At 58.3% G+C, this 15,009-nt stretch carries 14 protein-coding genes; 6 read left to right on the top strand and 8 right to left on the bottom strand.

Annotated features, from left to right (window positions below; all coding sequences use genetic code 11):
- Positions 1-536: 536 nt before the first annotated feature.
- The 6 genes from BMZ35_RS12650 to BMZ35_RS12630 all read right to left on the bottom strand — a co-directional run bounded on the left by BMZ35_RS12650 (position 537) and on the right by BMZ35_RS12630 (position 5,930).
- A complete protein-coding gene (locus BMZ35_RS12650) occupies positions 537-2,873 on the bottom strand; it encodes a virulence-associated E family protein (RefSeq protein ID WP_165610075.1) in 2,337 nt (778 codons plus the stop codon).
- Between the two features lie 304 nt (positions 2,874-3,177).
- A complete protein-coding gene (locus tag BMZ35_RS12645) occupies positions 3,178-3,639 on the bottom strand; it encodes a hypothetical protein (RefSeq protein ID WP_093094226.1) in 462 nt (153 codons plus the stop codon).
- Complete coding sequence (locus BMZ35_RS12640; protein ID WP_093094225.1) at positions 3,636-4,088, bottom strand: hypothetical protein; 453 nt, start codon at positions 4,086-4,088, stop codon at positions 3,636-3,638. The genes BMZ35_RS12645 and BMZ35_RS12640 overlap by 4 nt, the downstream gene beginning before the upstream one ends.
- Positions 4,081-4,524, bottom strand: coding sequence for a hypothetical protein (locus tag BMZ35_RS12635; protein WP_093094224.1), 444 nt, complete (start codon positions 4,522-4,524; stop codon positions 4,081-4,083). The genes BMZ35_RS12640 and BMZ35_RS12635 overlap by 8 nt, the downstream gene beginning before the upstream one ends.
- The gene (locus BMZ35_RS20775; RefSeq protein WP_131814372.1) at positions 4,521-4,703 is read right to left on the bottom strand and encodes a MerR family transcriptional regulator; all 183 of its coding nucleotides are present in this window, start codon (positions 4,701-4,703) and stop codon (positions 4,521-4,523) included. Before BMZ35_RS20775 ends, BMZ35_RS12635 begins: the two co-directional genes overlap by 4 nt.
- A 93-nt stretch (positions 4,704-4,796) precedes the next feature.
- Positions 4,797-5,930 carry a tyrosine-type recombinase/integrase gene (locus BMZ35_RS12630; RefSeq protein WP_165610074.1) on the bottom strand — a complete coding sequence of 378 codons (1,134 nt, stop codon included), beginning with the start codon at positions 5,928-5,930 and terminating at the stop codon, positions 4,797-4,799.
- 236 nt (positions 5,931-6,166) lie between these two features.
- Here BMZ35_RS12630 and BMZ35_RS12625 point away from each other — a divergent pair, with 236 nt between their 5' ends.
- Entirely contained in the window at positions 6,167-7,090 is a 924-nt protein-coding gene (locus BMZ35_RS12625; RefSeq protein ID WP_093094222.1) for an ABC transporter transmembrane domain-containing protein, read from the top strand.
- 54 nt (positions 7,091-7,144) lie between these two features.
- On the opposite strand, the gene mepK is transcribed toward BMZ35_RS12625, so the two are convergent.
- Positions 7,145-7,690 (bottom strand): peptidoglycan L,D-endopeptidase MepK, encoded by a 546-nt coding sequence (gene mepK / locus BMZ35_RS12620; RefSeq protein WP_242654784.1) that lies wholly within the window; start codon positions 7,688-7,690, stop codon positions 7,145-7,147.
- A gap of 330 nt (positions 7,691-8,020) precedes the next feature.
- Between mepK and BMZ35_RS12615 the strand changes: the two genes are divergently transcribed.
- From BMZ35_RS12615 to BMZ35_RS12600, 4 genes are read left to right on the top strand one after another with little or no spacing between them, the layout of a single operon-like run.
- Positions 8,021-9,628, top strand: a complete 1,608-nt coding sequence (locus BMZ35_RS12615) for a L,D-transpeptidase family protein (RefSeq protein ID WP_207502968.1) — start codon at positions 8,021-8,023, stop codon at positions 9,626-9,628.
- Positions 9,629-9,658: 30 nt separating this feature from the next.
- Complete coding sequence (locus tag BMZ35_RS12610; RefSeq protein WP_093094458.1) at positions 9,659-10,750, top strand: UDP-3-O-(3-hydroxymyristoyl)glucosamine N-acyltransferase; 1,092 nt, start codon at positions 9,659-9,661, stop codon at positions 10,748-10,750.
- Between the two features lie 33 nt (positions 10,751-10,783).
- Positions 10,784-11,041 carry an acyl carrier protein gene (locus BMZ35_RS12605; protein WP_093094221.1) on the top strand — a complete coding sequence of 86 codons (258 nt, stop codon included), beginning with the start codon at positions 10,784-10,786 and terminating at the stop codon, positions 11,039-11,041.
- 13 nt (positions 11,042-11,054) lie between these two features.
- Positions 11,055-12,263, top strand: a complete 1,209-nt coding sequence (locus BMZ35_RS12600) for a beta-ketoacyl-[acyl-carrier-protein] synthase family protein (RefSeq protein WP_093094220.1) — start codon at positions 11,055-11,057, stop codon at positions 12,261-12,263.
- A 78-nt stretch (positions 12,264-12,341) separates the two neighbouring features.
- Here the strand turns inward: BMZ35_RS12600 and BMZ35_RS12595 are convergent, their stop codons facing one another.
- Positions 12,342-12,935 carry an invasion associated locus B family protein gene (locus tag BMZ35_RS12595; protein ID WP_093094219.1) on the bottom strand — a complete coding sequence of 198 codons (594 nt, stop codon included), beginning with the start codon at positions 12,933-12,935 and terminating at the stop codon, positions 12,342-12,344.
- Between the two features lie 428 nt (positions 12,936-13,363).
- On the opposite strand from BMZ35_RS12595, the gene BMZ35_RS12590 reads away from it, so the two are divergent.
- Complete coding sequence (locus BMZ35_RS12590; RefSeq protein ID WP_093094218.1) at positions 13,364-14,911, top strand: helicase HerA-like domain-containing protein; 1,548 nt, start codon at positions 13,364-13,366, stop codon at positions 14,909-14,911.
- Positions 14,912-15,009: the final 98 nt, after the last annotated feature.

Raw genomic sequence — 15,009 nt, 5'->3', positions numbered from 1 at the left:
TCGTTTTTGAGATTCACTCCCCCGTGCGGTTCCGCACCCCAAAGCTTCGGTTACGACCCACCCGCCCCCCGTCGAGCCGATCCCGCTCTGACCTCGGTCTGGTGCTTGGCTGGTGTCGGGGTGGTGCCGGGGTGGTGCTGGTTGTCGAGATGGATATGGGGAGCCGGGGCTAGGGACTTACACTATACCCCTCTTCGGTCCGCCCTCGTGGTTGTGTCGGGGATAGCGGGTCGCGCTATAGCCAGTGTTGATCAGGGGTTGGGTTATAGAGGTTTTTCCAGTCGAGAGTAGAACACAACACCCTTTTCCTAATAGACCATATTGTAAAATTTACTGTCGGTAGAACAGACCTTGTTCTACTTATATAGTACTAAATTGTATAGGTATTAGTAATGCTAAGTCATTGATTTATATGGATACTGAATCCACAGAGAGTCTTTAGTGTGTTCTACTTTTCTGTTCTACTAACTTATAGGTTTTTCGCTATAGGGAGTAGAACAGCCTGTTCTACCATTCTGTTCTACTCCCCTGATTTGCTATAGGCTTTGGCGTACAAACACAAGCTGGCCCTTGTACGGTTCGCGGGTGTATTGCCTGTCCGCATAAACCCAACCGAGATTGCGAAGTTCTGCACCAACTTCTTTCTCGACTTTGGAATTGCGCTTCCCGTGTTCCAGCAACCCCAAGGCGTGACAACACATCTTTACCGTCACCTCAAATTTGTCCGACAAGAACAGGGACAATTCGTGCTTCCATTCATCAATCGGGACGCGTTGTTGCTGGATCGTCCGCGCGTAGGCTTCCACCTCCGGCATCAGGTGCCACCGTTCCTTGGCCACGTATGCCGCATAGGCTTCGGCCCAAATCTGGTCGCGATCCCGTTTTAACCCTGCGACATCCATCGAATTGATGGACCGCGCGATCCACAGGCGGCGCTCACCTTCCGCGTCCTTCAGGTAATCGCCCCGGTTGGTCGATCCACAGAACACCGCGCGCCGTGGTCGGGTGACTTCGTTGCGTCCGTAACTGGGGCGGAATTGTTCGACCCGGCGTGTGAGGAATCGTCGCATGTCTTCGACTTCCGACTTCAACACGTTGGTCAATTCGGACATTTCGATGATCCACTTGCCCGCCATGTATTCGCTGGCATCCTTGTGGTGGAAATCTGGCAGGGCATCCCCGAACCAGTCCTCAGTCGGGCAGAGCGCCCGGAACAAGCTGGATTTACCCTTGCCTTGCGCCCCTTCCAGCACGAGCGCGTGATCGACCTGACATCCGGGGTCCATCGCCCGCGCGACGGCACTGATCAACCACTTGCGCGCGATCTGTGTGAGATAGGTCATCATCGCGTCGTCGGTGCTTTTGTCGACACCAGCATAGGTGAACAGCCAATTGTCGATTCGAGATACGCCGTCCCAGTGCAAAGCGCGCAGATAATCCTGCACTGGCTCAAATGTGTTCTTGCGGCATACAATATCAACGGCGTCGATCACATTGCCCTTGGCGATCCGGGGGAAGACGTACCGCTGGAACCAGTGGAAGGTCGAGATGTAATCGTGATCTTCCAAGAAGCGCGGCACCTTTTTGTTATTGTCCCCCGGCATCGGATGCAGGACCACCGGACGCTCGTTGAAGGCGTCATAGGCAAAGCACTCGTTCCAGATCGCCTCGTTGCGGATGTAGGCGGCGACATTGGCCGAATTCGCAACCGGGAGACCCTTGTCATCCAGCACCAAATCGACCCATTCGCCCTCGGGGATTGAAACAACACCCGGCGGCATCGTCGCCTTCTCTGGCATCCCGGCGGCAAAGGCACCGTTCAGGGTGCGTGTGAATGCGGCCTCTGGTGTGTCCAACGAGCGCAGCGCCGCGTTCCGGTCGCCATTGTGTTCGTGATGCAAAAACAGGTCGAAAGCGTCCCCGTGCTGACACCCTTTGCCCGCCATGCCGACACCTGCCATGGACGCGCCGAAATAGGTCCATCGACCGTCCTCTGAGGTGTAGAGGGCAAAGCTGCCCGACTCGCTGTGTGGTGCCTTCCAGCGCCCCATGCGGCCCTGTTCGTAACCATAGCGTTCCAGAACATCTTCTAGCCTGTGTTGGGCGTTCCAGTCATCAATCGGCAAGGTCTCGCCCGCTGCCCGTCGACGTTCCAACTCGGCCCGCTTTTGCTCATGGATCGCATCGGCCTTACGGCGCGCTTCTGCGGCTTCGGCCCGGTTCGCCTCGCGCCGGACAATGACCGGATGATCGTCGGTCAGCACGACGGCGTGACCATTGGTGATCTGGTGCTGATAAAAAGCGCCACGGTTGGGCAGGTAAATGAGTTGTGCGGTACGTCGCAGGGCGCGATCTGCTTTGATGCCGTGGTCTTCATCCAAGATGTCGTAGACCGCATCAATCGTGTCGCCGTAATCCGCGCCGATGATCGGGTGCGCCAGATAGACGAACGCCCGCGACTTCGGCTTCTCCATCGTGGCGCTACTGGATGTGAATTGCACCAGATACGCGCCGGGGAAGATCGACAGGATCGCATCACGCGCTCTTTCCAATGAGGGTGGGTCCACATCGAAGTCGAAGGGGATCATCCAGAAGACGCCGTGGGTGTTCTGGTGGTGGTGGGTCCGTGCGTCCTTCGAGTGGATCGAACTCGGGATCACCCAGCGGGCCGATGCTTTGTCCACACTAGGTGGATTGACCACCATATCCACGATCTGCGCCCCGGTGATCGTGTCGTAGGCGAGACCCTTCATCGGGGAATTGTTCGGGGTTCCGTTGCTCAACAGATCGGCGCGGCTATCGTACTGCCCGAGACCCGAACACATTGGCATGTTCCAAGCATTGCATGATGCGTCGATTGTGGGTAGGTTCATTTCAGTCATACCTTTTCATTCGTGGTTGGATGAAAACAAAAGAACCCGCCGAGTAGTCAGGCTCGGCGGGTTTTCCTTTTGGCGCGCAATTCCTTTACGTGGACCTGCACCGACACGTCAGGCAGGCGCTTGCGCCGCTTGGTCAATGAGCCAGTGTTCACACCATAGGCACGGCACAGTTCGCGCTGTGACGGCCACGTGCGCCCGAAAGCTTTGACAGGTTTGGAGACAGGCAAGGATCACACTCCATGTCTTTTGTTGTGTGATTCCTTGCCCTCAATCTCACATGGACGCGGGCTTGAGTCTAGCACAGGTCGATGTACCAGTGGCCTTTGTCTATGAACTCGTATTCCACACTCCCATATTTCGCGCGCCACACGTCGGGCCGTGTGGTTTGGAACATGTGTGACATGTAGAACAGGTTTGGCCCCCAATATCGCGCGATGGTGTCGCCACGATCCCGAAGTGCAACAAACAGGTTCGGATCAATGTAGTCGCCCGTGATGATGCACATGTGGCTTGCCCACGGGTCGTCTTCGGGAGAGACAAGGCAATATCCTTCACCCACATGAACAGTGCGTGACTCAAGCGGAAGGATTAGTTCGTTCGGGCCGTTGCAGTTTACGAACATCACGCCGGACGACATGTCGTCCGTACCGATCAGGTATACTTCCCCGTCCTTTTCGGTGTCGATGTGATTGATTGGAAGGTGCCAGCCGGGAAGGGCAGTGAGTCCATGGCTTCGGATGATGTCAGGGATATTCATTCCACACCCCCGATCACGGTCAGCGCGGCCTGCAACGCTTCGAAGAATTCGCCACGTTCTAGGCGTCGCCAGATCACCACAAGATTGCGAAACATAGCAGTGGTCAGGGAAGAACCGCGCCATTCTTCCAGCAACTTCACTTCTGCCACGGGTCCATTCGGCAGGCGTGTCACCTTATCACCAGTGTATTGCACCGGGATAATGGTCTCGTACTTGCGCGCCTTGGTCCGGTTGATGACGGCCCGCGCGTGAAGCGTGGCCCGCTCGGTCTGATCTTCGCGCAAAAGGCCCGCGATCACCGCGATGTCCCAAAGATACGCGGATGTGAGAGTCAGACCGTTTCGGGCCTCAAAGCGCCCCGATACTCGGGCCGCTTCGGCAAGGATGTATTCCGGCAAACCATGTTTCATGGTGACGGGGGCATAGAGCCAGCCATTGTGTTCAATCATACCGCACCCCCTTCGCTTTGGCGGCAAGCGCCTCTTCCAGATTGTCGTAGGTTCCAAGCGCCCAAGACGCTGTTCCGGTATCCACATCCAACAGGACGAACTCCCGATAGTCGTCCAAAACATACAGCCCGAGTCCGGCATCCAACACCATGGGGGACCAACTCCCGTCATTGTTGCGTTCCCAAGCAACAATGGACTGAGTCATCAGCCCCCCATCACTATATACATGAATGGCTTTGAAGGGGCGGGTCGCGGGGATCGTCGGTTTTGGACTCAACAACGTCCGCAACACTTCTGCGGCAAGTGGTCCCTCACCATATAACGACTTCACCTCTGCGACGATTTTCCGTTGTTCTGCACATCGGCAGCAGAAACCATCCATCACCCGAGGTTGCAGCGTTTCGTCGCACACCTTGCAGTATTTTATCTCGCTCATGACTTCACCTCTTCGTCCTGAACGATTTCGCCAAGTTCCGGGTGGACTTCGGGATAGTACCGGACCGACTTGCCAAACTTCTTGAACGGCGGGCCTTTTCCTTCCTTGCGCCACTTCTTCAGCGCCCGGTCCGTGACGCCCAGTTCCCGTGCTTTTTCAAGCGTCGTCAGCATACGCATTGTTTCACTCCTATCGTGATTGATAGGGAATTGTATCGCTTCGTGGGGAACGATTCGTCAATAGTTACAATGGGTTAGCTATAGGACTTAATCCTATAGGTTAATGGTGGATTGCAAGAATTCTTCCCATTTACAAAGCAGTAGCAGGCGGCGCTCCGACAAAGTTGACCTCGCGTAAGCTGCCCGCGCGGCCCGACTGGAATGCGCCAAAGTCGCGTCGATGATGTCTTCCCCAACGTGATGTTCGTCGCGCAAATAGTCCGTCAAAACCGAGCGCCAGCCGTGCACAGTCGTGTCGGGCGCGATGGATTTCTGAAGCTTCAGGATCGCCATGTCGGACAAGGGTCCGCCGCTGCGCGACGGGAACACGACATCGCCCCCCATGCTGGCCCAGTGATCAACGATGGCGCGGGCGACCGGGGTCAGGGGGTAGTGATGCGCCACATCTGATTTCATGGCCTCGGGCGGGGCAATGATCACGCCGTCCTTGATCCACTCGGGGCGCAATTGCCGGATCGTCCCGGCCCGCGCGCCTGTCAGGATCGTTACGGCGAGAATTGCGGATGCCGTGGTGTTCTTGGCGAGAATATCCTGAAACACACGGGGCGCGTCGGCACGATCCACGGCGGCATGATGATCTTTGGATCGCTTCGGCCAAGGCAATGCGGATCGCAACGCCGGGGCAGGGTTGGGGACAGTGATGCCCAGTGCATCGGCCTGCTTGAAGACGATACTGATCCGACCGACGACCTTGCGCGCCGTCTCGGTCTTGGTGCGCACCAGAGGCGCAAGGTGGTCCATCAGGACAGGTGTCGTCAGTTCGCTGATGGGGCGGTGCCAGAGCGCGCCCATGTGGCTCTCTAGGCTGGTGAGCCATTGATCTTTCTTGCTGCCCTTCATACGGGCGCTGCGGGCCGCGTAGGCCGCATGGGCCAGATAGCTGAACAGGTGGGTCTCGTCGGACTTGCCGCGTATCTGTGCAGGTGTCTCGCCGTCAAACAGGCGTTGTCGTATTCGCACCCAACGATCACGGGCAAGGGGCAAGGGTGTTTCGCGCAGGGGACCGAGACCGAACTTGTGGGTCTTGCCTTCGATCTTCGTTCGTCCGATCCATGAGCGAGACCCAGCGGGGGAGACCTTCAGATACAGGCCACGGACGCCGTGAACACCTGAGTCGGCATGAAGCCCAGCGGGCAGGGTGGTGAGGTTTCGATTCGTTAAAGCCATGTAGACGGGGTACACCTCGGGGTACACCCAACGCAAGGGCATAACGGTGCATGGTGGTGCGTGGTAGGGGCTAACAGATTGAATTGTCAGGCATAAAATCCCCACTATGCACCGTGGCGCACCGCGTTCAAACGCTTCTCAGGTGCGCCATTTTCCCTCATTTGAAGCAAGAGCGTTGTGGCTGGCCATTGGTCCGGTCCTTGGCCTATGGTCGCCTCAGATCCAAGGACCCGCCCATGCTGAATTTCTACAAACGTATCTGGCTCCATACCGGTAAGGCGCAAATTCTGCTAATCGTTCTGTCGTTGGCCGTCGCCGCGCTTGCCGCTGCGCCCCTTCGTTTTCAAAAAGACATCATCAACAGCCTTGGCCCCGATCTCGACGTCGAGACCCTGACGCTGCTGTGCCTGGGTTATCTCGGCGTCATCGTGATTTCGAACATCTTCAAGTTCCTGTTGAACTATCGCAGCTCGATTCTGGGCGAGGCGACAATTCGCATGATCCGCCAGCGCATCTATGGCGCGCGTCATCAGGAAGTGGTGCCTGAACAGCTTGACGACATGGGCACGCTGACAACGATCATAGCCGCCGAATCCGAAGAGGTGGGTCGGTTTGCCGGAACCGCGATTGCAAATCCGCTGCTTCAGGTCGGCACGCTTGTTTCGGTCATCAGCTACATTGCCAGTACGCAGCCCTATCTGGGCCTGTTTCTTGTGGCAATTGTCGTGCCGCAGGCGGTGATCGTCCTATTGCTGCAGGAAAAAGTGAATCGCAGGGTCAAGGAACGCACGTTGATCCTTCGGGGGGCCACATCGGCAATTTCGGAAGAGGATATTGCGCAGATCAAAGAAGCACAGCAGGCAGTAATGGATGATTTTGACAAAATCTATTCGACCCGGCGAGGAATTTTCCGTCTCAAGCTGTCGATGAAGTTCGCCATGAACCTGCTGAACGGCATTGGTTTGGTGGGTATTCTGATGATCGGGGGATTGCTGATGATGGAAGGGCGCAGCGATATCGGGACGGTTGTCGCCTCGATCGCGGCGCTTGAACGGATCAGCGATCCATGGCGCCAACTGCTCAACTTCTACAAGGAGCTGAGCGCTGTGCGGGTCAAGTTCGACCTGATCCTTGGCGCCCAAGCCGTGTCAGACAAATGAAAAGGCGCCCTGTGGGCGCCCTGACAGAGAGTATTTCGGTGATAGGGTGGTCGCTTAGCGACCCCAGGTGCGGACCGGGCCGCAATCCATATGCACGAAGTTCGATCCGGAATACCGTCCGACGCCACCGGCACGACAGGCGCTGGCCGCCTTGGCCACTTGGTTCACCGAACGCGAACCGAGACGCAGGTCGGCGGCCTGGCCCTTCATGTGCAATGAATTCTTGGCAACACCGCGCGAGCGCGAGCGCAGCATGGCGTTGGTGGCCGGGCTGCGGTAGCCCGAAAGCAGCATGTAGGGTTCGTTGACATCGAGAAGGTTGTGCGCGGCGGCCATGATGTCGATGGTACGGATATCCATGGTCTTGACGTCATTGGTGCGCCAGTCCCGCATGAAAGCGTTGATTTCCTTGACCGCGTCCTTGATGTAGTTGCCTTCCACCCAATAAATCGTATCGAGCCGTTCCCCCGTGCGGCCGGAATACATCCGGATGCGTCGGATGTCGCCGCCGCCACGCAGGAAACCTGCTGCATTCGAGAAGGTGGGGGCTGCTGCCACTGTTGTGGCGGCAAAGGCGGCCAACAGGCCACGTCTGGTCATGCTCAAAGAGCTATGTTGAGTCATAGTATAAGCGCCTGTCCCGTCGCTACCTGCCACCGCGATGTTACGCGGCAATGTCTTCATCCCCAGATGTGCGCGTTTTATGGCATATTCCGATTCGTGCACCAAGCGTTCATTTCCGCGCACTTGGGCATATCAACAGAATTCGGCAAAAATTTGCTTAATAGGCGAAGGATGTGGTTCCGGTGCCGCGCCCAGATTGCAACACTTGGCGTGGGCTTTTTGTTCTGGCGATCTTGTGATTGGACTGGGGGAAAAGTAGTTTCAAAGATGTTTGCACAAATTATGTTCCCGCACGAGGAAAACTCCATGTTTCACGCGCTTCGGCCCCGTTTTACATTTTTGGTCGCCGGTCTGTTTCTCAGCCTGTCAGTATTTACTGCAGAGCCCGCTCAGGCGTTCACGGCCTTTAAGCAGGCGATCGCCGAAGCTGCCTCACGCGATGCGGATGTGGCCACGTTTTACCGCGGAAACAAATATGCGCCGGTCTGGACTGGACCGGGTGAGTTGGACCAGGCGCGGCGCAAGGCGCTGATCGCGGCGCTGGTGCGGGTCGAGGATCATGGGCTGCCAGCCGCGCGTTATGATGTGGACAGGCTCGTGGCACAGATGGCCAATGCCCGGACAGCGCGTGATCTGGGGCTTGTCGAAGTGGCGCTGACGCGGGCGTTTCTGAAATATGGGCGGGATGTCTCCTCGGGCATGCTGGTGCCGTCGCAGATTGACGATGGGATCGTGCGCGAGGTCGAACGGCGCGACCGTGTTGACATGATCAAAGGATTTGCCGCCAGCGCCGAACCCAAACGTTTCCTTAAGGAGCTTGCCCCGATTTCGCCGGAATACCTGCGGCTGCAAAAAGAACGCCTGCGTCTGGAGCGGCTGATGGCTCAGGGTGGCTGGGGGCCGAAAGTGCCGTCGAGCAAGCTTGAACCGGGTGACAATGGGCCGAAAGTGATTGCCCTGCGCAATCGTCTGATCGCGATGGGGTTCATGGAACGCAGCGCAACGGCAACCTATGACCGTGCGCTGGAAAAGGCGGTGCAGGCCTTCCAGATCGCACACGGTCTTGAGGTTGATGGCGTCGCGGGGCAGGGCACCATCGACGAGATCAACAAATCCCCGGATGCGCGTTTGAAATCCGTGCTGGTGGCCATGGAGCGGGAACGCTGGATTGGCCGCGCCAACCAGGGGCGTGAGATCATCGTCAACCTGACCGACTTCACAGCCAAGGTATACGATGATGGCAAGCTGACGTTCCGCACCCGTTCGGTGGTGGGCAAGAACCAGTCGGATCGTCGCAGCCCCGAGTTTTCGGACACGATGGAGCACATGATCATCAATCCGACATGGAACGTCCCGCGCTCGATCGCGACCAAGGAATACCTGCCGATGATGCAGCGTAATCCGAACGCGGCAGGGCATTTGCGGCTGATCGACTCGCGCGGGCGCACGGTGAACCGGGACAATATTGACTTCAGCCAGTACAATACCCGCAACTTCCCGTTCGACATGAAGCAGGCACCTGGCAACCGGAATGCGCTTGGTCTGGTCAAGTTCATGTTCCCGAACAAGCACAACATCTACCTGCACGACACGCCGGCCAAGAACCTCTTCGCGCGCGAAGTTCGTGCCTACAGCCATGGCTGCATCCGCCTGCACCAGCCGTTCGAGTTCGCCTACACGCTTCTTTCCAAGCAGGTCGAGAACCCAAAGGAATATTTCCATCAGCGACTCAAGACCAACCGGGAAACACAGGTCGACCTCGAAACGCAAATCCCCGTGCATATCATCTATCGCACCGCCTATACCGAGCCCAAGGGACCGGTTCAGTATCGCCGCGACGTCTATGGGCGTGACGCCAAGATCTGGGCGGCACTGGCCAATGAAGGGGTGGTGTTGCGCGGCCATCAAGGCTAAACACGCCCCGGAATGATGACCGGGGGACGCATGGCATACACGGTTCGCGACATCGCATCCGCCTTGGATGCCGAAGCGTTTGGGCAGACGGATATCGTTGTAGAGCGTGTGTCGGAACCGGCTATGGCAGGTCCGGACGATCTAGCACTTCTGACCAATCCGAAATTTGTTGAAGGTCTTGCCAAGGGGCGGGCGCGCGTAGCGCTTCTCTGGCCCGGTGCGGACTGGCAGGCGCTGGGTCTTGAAGCGGCCATTGTTGCGCCGCGTGGGCGGTTTGCCATGGGTGCGCTGACGGCCATGATGGACGCCGGCCAGGATTTTCCGGCAGGTATCCATCCGAGCGCGGTGATTGACCCCACAGCCATTATTGGCGCGGAGGTGACCGTATGCCCCTTTGCAGTGATCGGTCCGCGCGCGCGCATCGGTGCCAAGAGCGTGATCGGCCCGCATTGCCATATCGGCGCGGACGCCGTGATCGGACCGGATGCCTATCTGCGGGATCATGTCTCGGTCGGGGCGCGGGTCACGATCGGAGCGCGGTTTCGTGCGCAACCGGGCGCGCGGATCGGCGCGGATGGCATGTCCTTCGTGACGCCGGAAGAATCCGGTGTCGAGAAAGTGCGCGAGACGCTGGGGGACCAGGGAGAGGTCAAAAGTCAGAGCTGGGCGCGTATTCATTCGCTGGGCGCCGTGACCATTGGCGACGACGTCGAAATCGGCGCCAACACATGTATCGACTATGGCACAGTTCGGGATACGCGGATCGGCAACGGCACCAAGATCGATAACCTAGTGCATATTGCGCATAACGTGGTGGTCGGGAATGACTGCCTGTTTGCCGGACAGGTCGGGATTGCCGGGTCGACCACCGTGGGCAACAACGTGGTCCTTGGCGGACAGGTCGGCATCACCGACAATACCCGGATCGGCGACAACGTGATCGCGGGGGGCGCGTCCAAGATCATGACCAAGGTTCCCACGGGGCAGGTCGTGCTGGGATACCCTGCGGTCAAGATGGACACGCATCTGGATATGTACAAAGGATTGCGCAGATTGCCGCGGTTGGCCAAACAGGTGGCCGCGCTTCAAAAAGCTGTTTCAAAAAGCGGGTCCAATGACTAAATCAAGCCGCAGATCGGGCAAAAGGAACACGTCATGAGCGTCAAGGACAAGGTTATCGAAATCATCGCGGAACAGGCCGTGCTGGAACCTTCGGACGTGAAACTGGACAACACGCTGGAAGATCTCGGGATCGACAGCCTTGGTCTTGTGGAAAGCATTTTTGCCATCGAAGAAGCGTTCGACATCTCGGTACCGTTCAATGCAAATGAACCCACGGAAAGCGATTTTGATATTTCTTCCGTGGCCAGCATCATTGCCGGGATCGAAAAACTGATTGCCGAGCAATCGTGAACGGGAATATCGCATGAAACGGGTCGTCATCACCGGGGCGGGTACAATCAACGCGCTGGGGCAAAACGTGACCGAAACGCTTGCAGCCATGCGCGAAGGCCGCTGTGGCATTGGTGAACTCGAGATGCGCGACGTCGACCGGCTCGCCGTCAAGATCGGGGCTCAGGTCAAGGGGTTCGAAGGGGAACATATCTTCAACCGTCAACAAATGGCGCTGTTTGATCGCTTTACCCAATTCACCCTTGTGGCCGCGCGCGAAGCCATGGCGCAGTCGGGCCTGAGTTTTTCCGGTGAATTGTCCGCCAAGTCCGGTGTCGTGCTTGGCAACTCGGGCGGTGGCATGCAGACGCTCGACGAGAATTACCGCACAGTCTACGAGGACGGCAAGAACCGGGTGCATCCCTTTGTTGTTCCGAAACTTATGAACAACGCCGCCGCAAGCCATGTCAGCATGGAGTTCAATCTCAAGGGGCCCAGCTTTACCGTGGCCTCCGCCTGCGCAAGCTCCAATCACGCCATGGCCCAGGCGTTTCAGATGGTCAGGTCTGGCACGGCTCCGGTCATGATCACCGGCGGGGCCGAATCGATGCTGTGCTTTGGCGGGGTCAAAGCGTGGGAAGGTCTGCGCGTGATGTCCAAGGACGCTTGCCGCCCGTTTTCGGCCAATCGCAACGGTATGGTTCAGGGCGAGGGCGCCGGGGTGTTTGTGTTCGAAGAGATGGAACACGCCCGCAAACGCGGCGCCGAAATCCTTGCCGAAGTGATCGGCTTCGCGATGAGTTCGGATGCGGCGGATATCGTGATGCCCTCAAAGCAAGGCGCGGCGCGGGCCATTTCCGGCGCGTTGCAGGATGCTGGGGTGAACCGGGACGAGGTCGGATATATCAACGCTCATGGCACCGGGACAGCCGCCAATGACAAGACCGAATGTAGCGCCGTGGCCGATGTGTTCGGACCGCATGCAGATCGTTTGATGATCTCGTCGACCAAGTCCATGCACGGACATCTGATCGGCGGCACAGGGGCTGTCGAGCTTCTGGCCTGTATCATGGCGGTGCGGGACGGGGTGATTGCGCCCACAATTGGCTACGAGGAACCCGATCCTGAATGCGCTCTGGACGTCGTGCCGAACGAGGCCCGCGACGCGGATGTGGATGTTGCGCTCTCCAATGCCTTTGCCTTTGGCGGCCTGAACGCGGTGTTGGCGCTGCGCCGGATCTGAGGCTATTGGAATGTTTCAAATGAAAAGGCCGCCCGGTCCGGGGCGGCCTTTGTGCTTTTGGCATTTGCCTTGGGCAAGTTATTCCTGCACCGGGTTCGCGCTGTCATAGGTCTTGGTGAAGCCGTTCAGCGACATGTTCACGGTCACGACCTGCGCTGGCGCGGCGGCTGGGACGATGGCAATCTTGGCAACACTTCCCGACTTGAATGCATCGACATCTTCCTGTGTCAGGCCGATGCGGGCAAAACAGCCGACCGGGTTGCAGAATGCATAAGGGTAGCGTTTGGCATTTTCGCCATCGACCGCCACGGTGAGCTGCCCCGTCAGCAGGGTTTCAAGCGGCACAACAAAGGTGCCCCCACCAATCGCTTCACCAGCGGGTGTCTTGAGCTTGTAAAGCGTCACCTCGGCCACGGCATTGCCGGCGTTGTCCTTGAGCAACTGATACATGCGGCAGGGGCGGGGTTCCGGGCCGGATTTCGCGCATTGCAGCGACCAGTCGCCGATCTGCTCCACAGTGATGTCTTCGGCATCCGACGGTGCCGGCGCGGCTTCGACTTTCTGTCCCATGGCAAGCGAGCCATCGGACAACGAGCCGACGCCCTGAGCCAGAACGGGGGCAGCCAGAAGAGAGATTGCGGCGGCACCGAGAAGAAGTTTGAGCTTGGGCATGAGGATTCCCGTGTGGTTGATTGAATCTGTCTTCGCTTAGCACGCCCGGATGCGAATGTCAGGGTAAAGCCTGGGGTATTGTATGGCGTTCTGGCGGTTTTCCGCGCGCAGGTGCCAGCCATTACGAGCCAATGAAAAAGGGGCCCGAGGGCCCCTTTTCCGGTATTTTCACTCCCCGTCGGACTGGCCGACTTATTCATTGACGAATAGCTACGCAGAATCACGGAGAGCGTCAACCGGAAAACTGTGTTCCTTCCTGATTTTCCACGAAAAAACGGCCATGCCCTTGGCACGGCCCAGTCTGACAGGGAGGAAGTCATTCCAGAACATGGAAGACATGGTCCCGGAATGCAGAACAGGCTGGCAGAGAATGGTTAAGAATGTATTTTGAATGCGTGACGATGCAATTGACGTGAGGACTGGTGGCGATGGACGGAAAGATCTTCGTTGGGGGTGGCGGCGAAAACTATGCTGAAAAACAGGGACTTACGCTCAAGTATGCCAACCGGCACGGTTTGATTGCGGGCGCCACGGGCACCGGTAAGACCGTGACACTGCAGATACTGGCAGAAGGTTTTTCTGCGGCTGGGGTGCCGGTGTTCCTGTCCGATGTGAAGGGCGATCTCTCGGGGCTGGCCGCGGCCGGTCGGGAAGATTTCAAGCTGCATACCGCCTTTCAGGAACGCGCCGTCAAGATCGGCTTTGACGACTATGTGTATGAGGCATTCCCGGTCACCTTCTGGGATCTTTTCGGGGAACAGGGGCATCCGGTGCGCACCACGGTGGCCGAGATGGGACCGCTTCTTCTTGCGCGGTTGATGGAACTCACAGAGGCGCAGGAAGGTATTCTGAACATTGCGTTCCGTCTTGCCGATGAACAGGGGCTGCCGCTTCTCGACCTCAAGGATTTGCAGGCCCTGCTGGTCTGGGTTGGTGAGAACCGGGCAGAGCTGGCGCTTCGCTATGGAAATGTGTCGGTCAACTCGATCGGCGCCATCCAGCGCCGTCTTCTGGTTCTGGAAAACCAGGGTGGCGCCAAGCTTTTTGGCGAACCGGCGCTGGACCTTGGCGACATCATGCGGACCGACCTTGATGGACGGGGTCGGATCAACATCCTGGCGGCGGACAAGCTGATGGGGTCGCCTCGGCTCTATGCGACCTTCCTGTTATGGCTTTTGTCAGAGCTCTTCGAAGAACTGCCTGAGGTCGGTGACCCCGACAAACCCAAGCTTGTCTTCTTCTTTGACGAGGCGCACCTGCTGTTTGAAGATGCACCCAAGGCGCTGGTCGACAAGGTTGAACAGGTGGCACGGCTCATCCGCTCCAAGGGGGTGGGCGTGTATTTCGTCACCCAGAACCCGGACGACATTCCCGAAGATATTCTCGGTCAGCTCGGCAACCGGGTGCAGCATGCGCTGCGCGCGTTCACGGCGCGGGACCGGCAGGCGCTGCGTGCGGCTGCCGAGACCTATCGGGACAACCCGTGTTTCGAAACCGAGGAAGCGATCCGCGAGGTCGGTGTCGGGGAGGCAGTCACGTCGATGCTGATGAAGAAAGGCGTGCCCGGCATTGTGGAACGGACCCTTGTCCGCCCGCCCTCATCGCAGCTGGGCCCGCTTGACGTGAACACGCGAAAACAGGCGATCGACTGCTCGCCGGTGTCGGGCAAATACGAAAAGCTGGTGGATCGCAGATCCGCCTACGAAATCCTGCGCGAACGAGCCGACAAGGCGGCAGCGGAAGCCGAGAAGGCAGAGGCGCGGGAAGAGGAGATGGACGCGGCCCATCGCGAATTCAACGCGGCACGGCGATACTCGGGCAAGCGGGTAAGCCGGTCATCGTCGCGGACTTTGCGGGTGCGGGCGGATGATACATACGGCGAAGCGTTGACCAAGATGGTGGTCAAGGAACTCTCCGGCACCACGGGACGGCGTATCGTGCGCGGCATCCTGGGCGGGTTGTTCAAGGGACGGTGATCCATTGGAGCGCCTTACAGGCGCACAGGATATGCACGCCCAAGGGGCGCGCGGGATGGGGCGCTGCCCCGTCTCAGCAAGCTGAGACTCCCCGGGAT

This window comes from Shimia aestuarii, assembly GCF_900114635.1.
Taxonomy (GTDB): Bacteria; Pseudomonadota; Alphaproteobacteria; order Rhodobacterales; family Rhodobacteraceae; genus Shimia; species Shimia aestuarii.
The sequence above is the reverse complement of the archived record's forward strand: the minus strand, read 5'-3'. Positions and strand labels throughout refer to the sequence as shown.

What these genes read in the sequence shown, in the direction of transcription:
- BMZ35_RS12605 (WP_093094221.1), top strand. Translation starts at nt 10,784, where the DNA reads ATGAGCGTCAAGGACAAGGTTATCGAAATCATCGCGGAACAGGCCGTG.
- BMZ35_RS12640 (WP_093094225.1), bottom strand. Translation starts at nt 4,088, where the DNA reads ATGATTGAACACAATGGCTGGCTCTATGCCCCCGTCACCATGAAACAT.
- BMZ35_RS20775 (WP_131814372.1), bottom strand. Translation starts at nt 4,703, where the DNA reads ATGCGTATGCTGACGACGCTTGAAAAAGCACGGGAACTGGGCGTCACG.
- BMZ35_RS12650 (WP_165610075.1), bottom strand. Translation starts at nt 2,873, where the DNA reads ATGAACCTACCCACAATCGACGCATCATGCAATGCTTGGAACATGCCA.
- BMZ35_RS12595 (WP_093094219.1), bottom strand. Translation starts at nt 12,935, where the DNA reads ATGCCCAAGCTCAAACTTCTTCTCGGTGCCGCCGCAATCTCTCTTCTG.
- BMZ35_RS12635 (WP_093094224.1), bottom strand. Translation starts at nt 4,524, where the DNA reads ATGAGCGAGATAAAATACTGCAAGGTGTGCGACGAAACGCTGCAACCT.
- BMZ35_RS12630 (WP_165610074.1), bottom strand. Translation starts at nt 5,930, where the DNA reads ATGGCTTTAACGAATCGAAACCTCACCACCCTGCCCGCTGGGCTTCAT.
- BMZ35_RS12610 (WP_093094458.1), top strand. Translation starts at nt 9,659, where the DNA reads ATGGCATACACGGTTCGCGACATCGCATCCGCCTTGGATGCCGAAGCG.
- BMZ35_RS12645 (WP_093094226.1), bottom strand. Translation starts at nt 3,639, where the DNA reads ATGAATATCCCTGACATCATCCGAAGCCATGGACTCACTGCCCTTCCC.
- BMZ35_RS12590 (WP_093094218.1), top strand. Translation starts at nt 13,364, where the DNA reads ATGGACGGAAAGATCTTCGTTGGGGGTGGCGGCGAAAACTATGCTGAA.
- mepK (WP_242654784.1), bottom strand. Translation starts at nt 7,690, where the DNA reads ATGACCAGACGTGGCCTGTTGGCCGCCTTTGCCGCCACAACAGTGGCA.
- BMZ35_RS12600 (WP_093094220.1), top strand. Translation starts at nt 11,055, where the DNA reads ATGAAACGGGTCGTCATCACCGGGGCGGGTACAATCAACGCGCTGGGG.
- BMZ35_RS12625 (WP_093094222.1), top strand. Translation starts at nt 6,167, where the DNA reads ATGCTGAATTTCTACAAACGTATCTGGCTCCATACCGGTAAGGCGCAA.
- BMZ35_RS12615 (WP_207502968.1), top strand. Translation starts at nt 8,021, where the DNA reads ATGTTTCACGCGCTTCGGCCCCGTTTTACATTTTTGGTCGCCGGTCTG.